The sequence below is a fragment of the Stenotrophomonas sp. STEN054 genome (assembly GCF_056854535.1).
Genome location: NZ_JBXFWG010000079.1, coordinates 1 through 11065, shown reverse-complemented (window position 1 = coordinate 11065; position 11065 = coordinate 1). Strand labels below are relative to the sequence as shown.

At 67.5% G+C, this 11065-nt stretch carries 10 protein-coding genes; 3 read left to right on the top strand and 7 right to left on the bottom strand.

Annotated elements, in window-relative coordinates:
- Positions 1–87 precede the first annotated feature (87 nt).
- Both AC1VXD_RS19045 and AC1VXD_RS19040 read right to left on the bottom strand, forming a co-directional pair.
- Positions 88–507 (bottom strand): YbaN family protein, encoded by a 420-nt coding sequence (locus AC1VXD_RS19045; protein ID WP_481562965.1) that lies wholly within the window; start codon positions 505–507, stop codon positions 88–90.
- Between the two features lie 54 nt (positions 508–561).
- On the bottom strand, positions 562–2673 hold the full coding sequence (locus tag AC1VXD_RS19040; RefSeq protein ID WP_482993360.1) for a S9 family peptidase: 2112 nt from the start codon (positions 2671–2673) through the stop codon (positions 562–564).
- 189 nt (positions 2674–2862) lie between these two features.
- Here AC1VXD_RS19040 and AC1VXD_RS19035 point away from each other — a divergent pair, with 189 nt between their 5' ends.
- Positions 2863–4050 (top strand): pyridoxal phosphate-dependent aminotransferase, encoded by a 1188-nt coding sequence (locus tag AC1VXD_RS19035; protein ID WP_482993359.1) that lies wholly within the window; start codon positions 2863–2865, stop codon positions 4048–4050.
- A gap of 166 nt (positions 4051–4216) precedes the next feature.
- Here the strand turns inward: AC1VXD_RS19035 and AC1VXD_RS19030 are convergent, their stop codons facing one another.
- Both AC1VXD_RS19030 and AC1VXD_RS19025 read right to left on the bottom strand, forming a co-directional pair.
- Complete coding sequence (locus AC1VXD_RS19030; protein ID WP_482993358.1) at positions 4217–6313, bottom strand: prolyl oligopeptidase family serine peptidase; 2097 nt, start codon at positions 6311–6313, stop codon at positions 4217–4219.
- 69 nt (positions 6314–6382) lie between these two features.
- On the bottom strand, positions 6383–6697 hold the full coding sequence (locus tag AC1VXD_RS19025; RefSeq protein WP_482993357.1) for a hypothetical protein: 315 nt from the start codon (positions 6695–6697) through the stop codon (positions 6383–6385).
- A gap of 125 nt (positions 6698–6822) precedes the next feature.
- On the opposite strand from AC1VXD_RS19025, the gene AC1VXD_RS19020 reads away from it, so the two are divergent.
- Positions 6823–7425 carry a lipocalin family protein gene (locus AC1VXD_RS19020; protein WP_116865473.1) on the top strand — a complete coding sequence of 201 codons (603 nt, stop codon included), beginning with the start codon at positions 6823–6825 and terminating at the stop codon, positions 7423–7425.
- Positions 7426–7489: 64 nt separating this feature from the next.
- Here AC1VXD_RS19020 and AC1VXD_RS19015 read toward each other — a convergent pair whose 3' ends face one another.
- From AC1VXD_RS19015 to AC1VXD_RS19005, 3 genes are all read right to left on the bottom strand, one after another.
- A complete protein-coding gene (locus AC1VXD_RS19015; protein WP_482993356.1) occupies positions 7490–8179 on the bottom strand; it encodes a methionine ABC transporter permease in 690 nt (229 codons plus the stop codon).
- On the bottom strand, positions 8176–9183 hold the full coding sequence (locus AC1VXD_RS19010; RefSeq protein WP_406234598.1) for a methionine ABC transporter ATP-binding protein: 1008 nt from the start codon (positions 9181–9183) through the stop codon (positions 8176–8178). Before AC1VXD_RS19010 ends, AC1VXD_RS19015 begins: the two co-directional genes overlap by 4 nt.
- 186 nt (positions 9184–9369) lie before the next feature.
- Positions 9370–10266 (bottom strand): DMT family transporter, encoded by an 897-nt coding sequence (locus tag AC1VXD_RS19005; RefSeq protein WP_313145853.1) that lies wholly within the window; start codon positions 10264–10266, stop codon positions 9370–9372.
- 91 nt (positions 10267–10357) lie between these two features.
- Between AC1VXD_RS19005 and AC1VXD_RS19000 the strand changes: the two genes are divergently transcribed.
- Positions 10358–10840, top strand: coding sequence for a YajQ family cyclic di-GMP-binding protein (locus tag AC1VXD_RS19000; protein ID WP_108747403.1), 483 nt, complete (start codon positions 10358–10360; stop codon positions 10838–10840).
- Positions 10841–11065 lie beyond the last annotated feature (225 nt).

Here is an 11065-nt window from a genome sequence, read left to right as displayed (position 1 = left end):
ACAGGGTGCCACTCACCCCGGGGGGGACGGCCCGGGGCCCACCCACACCCACCACCCGGGGGGCGCCGGCCCTGGCCCGGCGGGGCGTTATTCCGGCGGCGGCAGCGGCCGCGTCCACAGCCAGATCGCCACCACGGTCATGCTGCCGATGGAAAACCACTTCACCCAGGCGATCGGCACGCACCACAGCATGATGCCGGCGCACGCGGCCATGGTGATCGTGGCCATCCACTTGCCGTAGCGGCTGACCGCGCCGTGCGCCTGCCAGTTGGCGATGGCCGGGCCGAACCGCGGGTGCTGCAGCAGCCAGGTGTGCAGGCGCTCGGAGCCGCGCGAGGCGGCCCAGGCCGAAATCAGGATGAATACGGTGGTCGGCAGGCCCGGCACGAAGATGCCGACGATGCCGGTGCCGAGGCTGGCATAGGCCAGCAGCCACCACGCCCAGCGGAAACGCACCACGCGCGGTGGCGGCGTGTCATCCGGAGGCGGTGGTGCGGGCGCGGTCATGGCCGCAAGGATACCGGTTCAGGGTGCCAGGCAGTGCCCGGCACCCTGTCGCGATCACGGCTGGACGATACCCAGCTGCTGCAGCACGAACGCATACGACTCGGACAGCTCGCGGTAACGCTGGAAGCGTCCGGACTTGCCGCCGTGGCCGGCTTCCATGTTCGTGCGGAACACGATCGGGTAGTGGCCGGTGTTGTCGTCACGCAGCTTGGCCACCCACTTTGCCGGTTCCCAGTACTGCACCTGCGAATCCCACAGGCCGGTGCCCACGAACAGCGACGGGTAAGCCTGCTTCCTGACGTTGTCGTAGGGCGAGTAGGACAGCATGTAGTCGTAGTACTGCTTCTGTTCCGGGTTGCCCCACTCGTCGTACTCGTTGGTGGTCAGCGGAATGGTCGGGTCGAGCATGGTGGTGACCACGTCGACGAACGGCACCTGCGCCACCATCACCCGGTAATCCTGCGGCGCCTGGTTGGCCACCGCGCCCATCAGCAGGCCACCGGCGCTGCCACCGGAGGCGGCGACGCGGTCCTTGGCCGCCCAACCCTGCGCCACCAGGCCACGGGTGACGTCGATGAAGTCGTTGAAGGTGTTCTGCTTGTGCAGCAGCTTGCCGTTCTCGTACCAGTCGCGGCCCATTTCCTGGCCGCCACGGATGTGGGCAATGGCGTAGACCACGCCACGGTCGAGCAGGCTCACCGCGGTCTGGTTGAAGTACGGGTCCATCGACATGCCGTAGCTGCCGTAGGCGTACTGGAACAGCGCGCCCTTGCCATCCTTCTGGTAGCCCTTGCGGTAGACCAGCGACACCGGCACCTTCACCCCGTCGCGCGCGGTGATCCAGACGCGGTCGGTCTCGTACTTCGAGGCGTCATAGCCGATGACCGGCTGCACCTTCAGCTGGCGACGCTCGCCGGTGGCGGTGTTCAGTTCGAACACGGTGGTCGGGGTGGTCATCGAGGTGTAGACGTAGCGCAGCCACTGGGTGTCGGCCTCGGTGTTGTCGCCCAGGCCCATCGAATACGCCGGCTCGTCGGCCTTCACGTAGTCGCTGCGGCCATCCTTGAACAGCAGGCGGATGCGCTCCAGGCCTTCGGAACGTTCGGCGATGGCGGTGTAGCTGTCGAACAGCTCGAAGCCTTCGATGAACACCGCATCGTCGTGCGTGATCCAGTCCTTCCACTGCGCACGCGAGGTGGCATCGGTGGGCGCGGTGACCAGCTTGAAGTTCTTCGCCCCATCGTTGGTGCGGATCACCCAGCGGCCGTCGTAATGGTCGGCGTCGTACTCGACGTCACGCTGGCGCGGGGCCAGCACGGTGAAGGTGGTCGGGTCGCTGGCCGGGGCGTAGCGCTCTTCCGAGGACACGGTGCTGTGCACGCCGATGGTGATGAAGCGATCGTCGCGGGTGCGGCCGATGCCCATGTAGAAGCTGTCGTCCTTCTCTTCGTAGACGACAGTGTCGGCGCTGGCCGGGGTGCCCAGCACGTGCTTCTTCACCCGCACGGTCAGCAGGGTTTCCGGATCGTTCTCGACGTACAGCACGGTGCGGTTGTCGTCGGCCCAGACCAGGTTGCCGGAGCTGCCGGTGATGACGTCGGGCAGCACCTTGCCGGTGGCCAGGTCCTTGAAGCGGATGGTGTACTGGCGGCGGCCGACGTCATCGTCGGCCCAGGCCAGCAGCTGGTTGTCCTGGCTGACTTCCATCGCGCCGACGCTGAAATAGCCCTTGCCTGCGGCCATCGCGTTGACGTCGAGCAGGACTTCCTCGGCCGCCTCCATGCTGCCCTTGCGGCGCGCGTGGATGGGGTAGTCCTGGCCGGTCTCGTAACGGCTGTAGTACCAGTAGCCGCGCTCGCGCGTCGGCACGCTGGAATCGTCCTGCTTGATGCGGCCGACGATTTCCTTGTACAGGGTGTCTTCGAGCGGCTTCAGCGGCGCCAGCAGCTGGTCGGTGTAGGCATTCTCGGCCTGCAGGTAGGCCAGCATGTCCTTGTTCTCGCGCTTGTCGTCGCGCAGCCAGTAGTAGTCGTCGTTGCGGGTGGCGCCGAACGGCGCCTTGACCTCGTGCGGGTGCCTGGCGGCATCCGGCGGAACGGGCGGGGTGGCGGCGGTAACGGTGCTGGTCATCAGGCTGGCAAGCAACAGGCAGAGGGTGGATTTCATGAGATAGGGCTCCTTGAGGGGCAATGCAATGGCGTCCCTGAGCCCGAGTCTGGGTTGCGGACGGACGGCGGGCAACCCTGCGGAACGTCATGGTGGCCATGCCTGCCGGCAGTACCGCGACTTTGCTGGGGTCAGAGCCGTTTGCAGGCAAAAGGGATCCGACCCCGGGGCGCGGCGTACCATGGCGGCATGAGCACCCTGCCCCACACGCCGGGCTACAGCCGGCGCAGCCATGAAATCGCCCCCTTCCACGTGATGTCCCTGCTGGCCCGCGCGCAGGCGCTGGAACAGGCAGGCCACGACGTGATCCATCTGGAGATCGGCGAACCGGACTTCACCACCGCCGAACCGGTCGTGCGCGCCGGCCAGGCCGCACTGGCGGCCGGCCATACCCGCTACACCGCCGCACGCGGCCTGCCGGCCCTGCGCCAGGCGATCAGCGGTTTTTACCGCAGCCACTACGGGCTGGACATCGATCCCGAACGCATCCTGGTCACCCCCGGTGGTTCCGGCGCGCTGCTGCTGGCCAGCAGCCTGCTGGTCGACCCGGGCCGGCACTGGCTGCTGGCCGACCCCGGCTATCCCTGCAACCGCCACTTCCTGCGCCTGGTGGAAGGCGGCGCGCAGCTGGTGCCGGTCGGCCCCGATACCGCCTACCAGCTGACTCCGTCGCTGGTGGAACAGCACTGGAATGCCGACAGCGTTGGTGCGCTGGTCGCTTCACCGGCCAACCCCACCGGCACCGTGCTGTCGGCCGATGAACTGGCCGCACTGTCGACCTCGCTGCATGCGCGCGGCGGCCACCTGGTGGTGGACGAGATCTACCACGGCCTGACCTATGGCCTGGATGCACCAAGCGTGCTGCAGGTGGATGACAGCGCATTCGTGCTGAACAGCTTCTCCAAGTACTTCGGCATGACCGGCTGGCGGCTGGGCTGGCTGGTGGCGCCGCCGGCGGCGGTGCCCGATCTGGAGAAGCTGGCGCAGAACCTGTACATCAGCGCGTCGAGCATCGCCCAGCATGCCGCCCTCGCCTGCTTCAGCGAGGAATCGATGGCGATCTTCGAACAGCGCCGCGAGGCGTTCCGCCAGCGCCGCGATTTCCTGCTGCCGGCCCTGCGCGAGCTGGGCTTCCGCATCGAGGTGGAGCCGCAGGGCGCGTTCTATCTGTACGCCGACGTCAGTGCGTTCACCGACGATGCGCAGGCGTTCTGCGCGCACTTCCTGGAAACCGAGCACGTGGCATTCACCCCGGGCCTGGATTTCGGTTTCCACCGCGCCAACCAGCACGTGCGCCTGGCGTATACCCAGGAAGTACCGCGGTTGCAGGAGGCGGTGGAGCGGATTGCGCGTGGGTTGAAGCGCTGGGGCGCCTGATCGCCCGGCGCGAACGGCATCCACGCATGGCATGGCTCTACTGGTCCGGCGCTCGGTAAATGGGTGGATCCACGCCATGCGTGACGTTCACGGGTAGATCCACGCCATGCGTGGATACGTGGAACCCAAAGAAAAACGCCGCCCTCGGGCGGCGCTTTTCATTACATCACTTGCCGCCCAGGCGCTCCCACAGGAAGCTGTAGGCCAGGGCCGACATGTGTGCGGCCTGCGCGTTGTTGGCTGCGCCGCCGTGGCCACCTTCGATGTTCTCGTAGTAGGTCACGTCCTTGCCGGCGTCGATCATCTTCGCCGCCATCTTGCGGGCATGGCCCGGGTGCACGCGGTCATCGCGGGTGGAGGTGGTGAACAGCACCGGCGGGTAGGTCTTCTTCGCGTCGAACAGGTGGTACGGCGAGAAGGTCTTGATGAACTCCCAGTCGCTGGTGTCCGGGTTGCCGTACTCGGCCATCCATGAAGCACCAGCCAGCAGGTGGCTGTAGCGCTTCATGTCCAGCAGCGGCACCTGCACGACCACCGCACCGAACAGTTCCGGGTACTGGGTGAGCATGTTGCCGGTGAGCAGGCCACCGTTGCTGCCGCCCTGCACGCCCAGGTGCTTGGCCGTGGTGATCTTGCGGGTGACCAGATCCTGCGCGACAGCGGCCATGTCTTCATAGGCCTTGTGACGGTTCTGCTTCAGCGCCGCCTGGTGCCAGCGCGGGCCGTACTCGCCACCGCCGCGGATGTTGGCGACCACGTACACGCCGCCCTTTTCCAGCCAGGCGCGGCCCATGCCACCGGAGTAGCTCGGGGTCAGCGAGATCTCGAAGCCACCGTAGCCGTACAGGAGGGTCGGGTTGGAACCATCCAGCTTCATCGCCTTGTCGTGCACCACGAAGTACGGCACGCGGGTGCCGTCCTTGCTGGTGGCGAAGTGCTGCTCGATCACCTTGCCCTCGGCATCGAAGAAGGCCGGCATGGTCTTCAGCGTTTCCGGGGCCTTGCCGATGTCGGCCAGGGCCAGGGTGGTCGGGGTCAGGTAATCGGTGGCGGTCAGCCAGACGGCGTCGCTGTCATTGCTGTCCACTGCGCCCACGGCCAGGGTTCCGAAGGCCGGCGCACCGACGAATTCACTCTTCTGCCAGCCCTTGGCACCCGGGGTCAGCACCGACAGGCGGTTCTTGACGTCGTCGAGCACGTTCAGCACGAGGTGGCTCCTGGTCCAGGTGGCACCGGCCAGCGAGGTGGTCGCGGTCGGGGTGAACAGGACTTCGAAATCACGCTTGCCGGCCAGGAAATCGTCGAGCTTGGTCGCCAGCAGCGAGCCGGAGGCGTAGGTCTTGCCGCCAACGGTCCACGGGTCGCGCAGTTCCAGGGTCAGCCACTGCTTGTGCAGGCCCTTTTCCGCCGAGTTCGGCGCATCGATCTTGGTCAGCGTGCCGTTGTCGGCGCGCAGGTACAGCTCGTTGTTGTAGAAGGCCAGCGTGCGGCTGACCAGATTGCGCTCGAAGCCCGGGGTGTCATCGTGCATCGCCGCGATGTACATGTCTTCCGGCTTTCCTTCGTAGACCACGCTGGCCGAGGCCAGCGGCGTGCCGCGCTTCCACAGCTTGGCCACGCGCGGGTAGCCGGAGGTTGTCATCGAACCGTCGCCGAAATCGGTGTAGACGAACACCGAATCACGGTCGATCCAGCCCAGGCCGCCCTTGGATTCAGGGCGGAAGAAGCCGTCCTTGATCCAGGTCTTGTTGGCCAGGTCGAATTCGCGGGTGACATCGGCATCGGCGCCGCCGCGCGACAGCGCGATCAGGCAGCGGCTGTAGTCCGGGCGCAGGCAGTCGGCACCGTGCCAGACCCAGTTCTCGCCCTCGGCCTTGTTCAGTGCATCCAGGTCGAGCACGGTTTCCCACTGCGGCGAGGCCTTGCGGTACTCGGCCAGGGTGGTGCGGCGCCACAGGCCGCGCTCGTGCTGCTGGTCCTTCCAGAAGTTGTAGTAGTAGTCGCCGATCTTCTGCACGCCGGGGATCTTGGCGTCCGAATCGAGCACCTCGCGGATGCTGGCTTCCATCTGCCTGAAGGCCGGGGTCTGCGCCAGGCGACCCTCGGACTTGGCATTCTGTTCCTTGACCCAGGACAGCGGCTTGTCGCCGGTGACGTCCTCCAGCCAGGCGTAACGGTCGGTTTCCTCAGCAGCCACGGCGGTCCCCACCGAAGCAGCGGTCATCATGCCGGCCAGCAGGCAGGCGGAAGCGAATCGTGACATTGCGGTTCCAGGCAGTCATAAGCGCTGGAACGCTAGCACGGATCCCCGGGGCCGCCCCCGTGTCGAAGGTCAGGCCGCAGCGGTACGCGCGCGCCGGGCCCGGGCAGGCAGGCGCCGGGCCTGCACGCCCGGCTGGCGCAGGCTGCGCAGCCAGGCCCGCAGCGGCAACGGGCAGCCCAGCAACGCCCACCAGGCTGCCAGCGGCATGCCCACCAGCCACAGCGGCAGCCAGCCCAGCCAGACACTGCTGCCGCGTGCGGCCGGCCACACCAGCACCAGCGCAAGCCCGGCCAGGGCCAGCTGCTGCGCGCTGCGCAGCAGGCGACGGTCGGAGGCGAAGCTGTCGCGTTCAGCAGGGGTGCGACGGGAAGAGCGAGCGTTCATGGGCGTTCTCGACGATTCGATGATGCCCAGCTTGGCGCGCCGCCTTCTCAGGAGCTGCGACGCCATTGACGGATCGAGCACACACAGTCGACCATGCTTGGGCACCCAATGGAGCTCGCTCCCGCATGTCCTCGATCCGCCCGTTCTGCGCTGTGTTGCTGGCTCTGTCACTTGGAGGGCCCGCGCTGGCCGCCAGCGACCCGCCGTCGCCGCGCGCCAGCGCATCGGGGGCCTCCGAATATGGTGCGCCGATCGATCTGCAGCGCTTCATGGGCACCTGGTACGTGATCGGCCGCGTGCCGAACTTCATCGAACGCGGCCACGTGGCCAGCGTCAACGAGTACACGCTGCGCGAAGACAACAAGGTGGGCATCGTCTACCGCTACCGCGATGGCTTCGGTGCGCCGCAGCAGGAAGTGCGTGCACGTGCCAGCGTCGACGCCGACAGCGGCAATCACGCCTGGCGCACCTGGTTCTACCGGATCGTGCCGACCCATTCGCGCGTGCTGGAAGTCGCCCCGGACTATTCGTGGGCGATGATCGGCTACCCTGGCCGGGAAATGGCCTGGATCTTCTCGCGCCAGCCGGACATGGACAAGGCGCTGTACAAGGAGCTGGCCGAGCGCCTGCGCGACGAATACGGCGTGAACACCGACAAGCTCAAGCGCGTGCCGCAGCACGCCGACCAGGTCGGCAAGCTGGGCTACGAAGTCCCGAACGTGCGCTGAGCAACGCGCCGCCGGGCATGGCCCGGCGCTACCCGAACGATGCCGGGCGACGCCCGGCACGGTATTACTTGCGGGTGTAACGCGCGACCAGGCGGTCGCCAAGCATCTGCAGCAGCTGCACCAGGATCAGCAGCACCACTACGGTGACCAGGGCCACGTCGGTGCGGTTGCGCTGGTAGCCTTCGCGCAGCGCCAGGTCGCCCAGGCCACCGGAACCGATCGCGCCGCCCATGGCAGTGAAGCCAACCAGGGCGACGGTGGTGACCGTGGCGGCGGCAATCAGGCCCGGCCGCGCTTCAGGCAGCAGCACCCGGGTGACCAGCTGCCAGGTGGTGGCACCCATCGACTGCGCGGCCTCGACCACGCCACGGTCCACTTCGCGCAGCGCGGTCTCGACCAGACGCGCATAGAACGGCGCCGCACCGATCACCAGCGCCGGCAGCGTGCCGAGCACGCCGATCGACTGGCCCATCAGCCACAGCGACACCGGAATCAGCACCACCATCAGGATGATGAAGGGCACCGAACGCAGCAGGTTCACCACGATCGCCAGCACGCCATAGGCAAACGGGCGACGCTTCATCTGCGGCGCGCCGAACACGTACAGCAGCACGCCCATCGGCAGGCCGATGGCCAGGGTCAGCGGCAGCGAGCCGGCCATCATCAGCAGCGTCTCGATGGTGGCCTTGCCGATATCCCCCCACTTGTCCGCATCCAGGTGGCGGAAGAAACCTTCAGCAGTAGCGGCAATCATCGACGCAGTTCCTCAACGTGCACGCCGGCGGCCACGAACGCGGCCTGCGCGGCGGACTGGTCACCGCCCACCAGGGCGACCACCAGCTGGCCATACGGGGTGTCCTTGATCCGGTCGATGCGGCCGGACAGGATGTTGTAGTCGACGCCGGTCTGCCGCGCCACGCTGCCCAGCAGCGGTTCGTAGGTATCGCCGCCGAGGAAGGTCAGGCGCACGATGCGGCCACCGACCACGTCGAAATCGCGGTGCAGCGTGCCCTCGTCCACATGCTCCGATTCGCTGACGAAACGGCGCGTGGTCGGGTGCTGCGGGTGCAGGAAGACCTGGGTGACCGGGCCGGTTTCCACCAGTTCACCAGCATCGAGCACGGCCACCCGGTCGCAGACGCGGCGGATCACATCCATCTCATGGGTGATCAGCACGATGGTCAGGCCCAGCTCGCGGTTGATCTTCGACAGCAGCGACAGCACCGAGGCCGTGGTCTGCGGATCGAGCGCACTGGTGGCTTCATCGCACAGCAGGATCTGCGGGCGGGTGGCCAATGCACGGGCGATGCCCACGCGCTGCTTCTGGCCGCCGGACAGCTGCGCCGGATACTTCGCCGCGTGGTCCTGCAGGCCGACGGTCTGCAGCAGCTCGGCCACGCGCGCGTCGATCTCGGCCCTGGGCATACCGCCCAGTTCCAGCGGGAAGGCGACGTTGCCGGCCACGGTGCGCGAGGACAGCAGGTTGAAGTGCTGGAAGATCATGCCGATGCGCCGGCGCAGCGCGCGCAGCCCGTCGGCATCGAGCGCGGTGATGTCTTCGCCGCCTATCAGCAGGCGCCCACCGCTGGGTTCTTCCAGGCGGTTGATCATGCGGATCAGGGTGGACTTGCCCGCGCCGGAATGGCCGATGATGCCGAACACTTCGCCGGCCTCGATGGTCAGGTCCAGCGGTTGCAGCGCGCTCACTTGGCGGCCGGCAACGGCATAGGATTTGTGCAGGCGCTGGAACTCGATCACGGGCGTGGCTCACCGGCAGGGCGATGGAAGGGGCGTGCAGCCTACCAGCGCCGGCGGTTACGCGCCTGCGCCTTGGGCCAGAATGTTATTCCTTTTGGTTCTAAGTCGCGTGTACCGGGGATGACGGGGGGGGGCTGGAGCCCGGGGTTGGATCCCCGCAGGGGCTCTGACCCATCCCGGGCAGATTCAGGGATGGTCCAGCGGCTTCGGCGGCTGCACCCGGTTCAGGCGCTCGCGGTGCAGCAGGTACAGGCCCGAGGCCACGATGATCGCCGCGCCGGCCCAGGTCCAGGCGTCCGGCAGCTGGCCCCAGAAGGCCAGGTCCCAGCCGATCACCCAGACAAGGCCGCTGTACTCCAGCGGCGCGATCATCGACGCCTCGCCCAGCTGGAACGCCCGCGTCAGGGCGATCTGGCCCAGCGCCCCGGCCAGGCCCATGCCGGCGATCAGCGGCGCATGCGCCAGCTGCAGCGGCACCCAGCCCGGCAAGGCCAACAGGCCGGCACCGATGGCCATGATGACCAGGAACCAGACCACCATCGACTGCGAAGTATCGGTGCGGGTCAACAGGCTGACCGTGATGGCGGCGATGGCGTAGGCGGTGGCGGCAGCCAGCACCATCAGGCCGGGAATGGAAATGAAGCCATCCACGCCCGGGCGCAGCACCACGATCACGCCCAGCAGGCCGACGCCGATGGCCACCCAGCGCCGCGGCCCGACCCGCTCGCCCAGCAGCGGCACCGACAGCGCCGCGATCAGCAGCGGGGCCACGAAGTAGATGCTGTAGGCGGTGGACAGCGGCAGGTCGCGCAACGCGTAAACGAAGCAGCCGATCATCGCCATGCCCAGGCCGCCGCGCAGCAGGTGCAGGCCCCAGCGGCGCGGAATGAGCGAGCGCGGGCCGGCACTGGCCAGCACCCAGACCAGCACGAAGGGCAACGAGGCCGCGCCACGCAGGAAGGTGACCTCCAGCGAGGGGTAGCTGGCCGACAGCTGTTTCATGCCGGCGTCCATCAGCGAGAAGCAGGCCACGGCGGCGACCATCCAGGTCACCGCGCGCGAAGGGGAGCGTTGCGCGTTCATGGCCCATTATCGCCGACCGCGTGGCCCGCCGGGCGCCGGGCACGGGTGCCGCGATAGAATGGTGGTCACTGAATTCCGCGGAGCCACGCCCATGCCTTCCTTCGACGTCGTGTCCGAAGTCGACACCCACGAACTGACCAACGCCATCGACCAGGCGAACCGCGAACTGGCCACCCGCTTCGACTTCAAGGGAGTGGAAGCCAAGTTCGAGCGCGAGGGCGATGTCATCAACCAGACCGCACCGACCGAGTTCCAGCTCAAGCAGATGAATGACATTCTGCGCGCCCGCCTGGCCGCGCGTGGCATCGACGTGTTGAGCCTGGAGTTCGGCGACATCGAGACCAACCTGGCCCAGGCCCGCCAGAAGATCACCGTCAAGCAGGGCATCGAGCAGAAGATCGCCAAGAAGATCGCCGCTGCCCTGAAGGAAGCCAAGCTGAAAGTGGAAAGCCAGATCAACGGCGACAAGCTGCGCGTGCAGGGCAAGAAGCGCGACGACCTGCAGGACGCCATCGCGGTGCTGAAGGCCGGCAAGTTCGAGCTGCCGCTGCAGTTCAACAACTTCCGCGATTGATGGATGCCGCCGGGCATGGCCCGGCGCTACCGGGTGTTGCCCGATTGATGGATGCCGCCGGGCATGGCCCGGCGCTACCGGGGTGTTGCCCGATTGATGGATGCCGCCGGGCATGGCCCGGCGCTACCGGGTGTTGCCCGATTGATGGATGCCGCCGGGGCTGGGCCGCGCGCGCCCGGGGGGTGGGCGCATGGTGGGGGGGGGCCCCCCGCGCGCCCGCGCGCC

Bases quoted from the DNA above. Each gene is read 5' to 3' on its own strand.
- AC1VXD_RS19015 (WP_482993356.1), bottom strand. From the start codon at position 8,179: ATGATTGCCGCTACTGCTGAAGGTTTCTTCCGCCACCTGGATGCGGAC.
- AC1VXD_RS19025 (WP_482993357.1), bottom strand. From the start codon at position 6,697: ATGAACGCTCGCTCTTCCCGTCGCACCCCTGCTGAACGCGACAGCTTC.
- AC1VXD_RS19000 (WP_108747403.1), top strand. From the start codon at position 10,358: ATGCCTTCCTTCGACGTCGTGTCCGAAGTCGACACCCACGAACTGACC.
- AC1VXD_RS19040 (WP_482993360.1), bottom strand. From the start codon at position 2,673: ATGAAATCCACCCTCTGCCTGTTGCTTGCCAGCCTGATGACCAGCACC.
- AC1VXD_RS19045 (WP_481562965.1), bottom strand. From the start codon at position 507: ATGACCGCGCCCGCACCACCGCCTCCGGATGACACGCCGCCACCGCGC.
- AC1VXD_RS19030 (WP_482993358.1), bottom strand. From the start codon at position 6,313: ATGTCACGATTCGCTTCCGCCTGCCTGCTGGCCGGCATGATGACCGCT.
- AC1VXD_RS19020 (WP_116865473.1), top strand. From the start codon at position 6,823: ATGTCCTCGATCCGCCCGTTCTGCGCTGTGTTGCTGGCTCTGTCACTT.
- AC1VXD_RS19005 (WP_313145853.1), bottom strand. From the start codon at position 10,266: ATGAACGCGCAACGCTCCCCTTCGCGCGCGGTGACCTGGATGGTCGCC.
- AC1VXD_RS19035 (WP_482993359.1), top strand. From the start codon at position 2,863: ATGAGCACCCTGCCCCACACGCCGGGCTACAGCCGGCGCAGCCATGAA.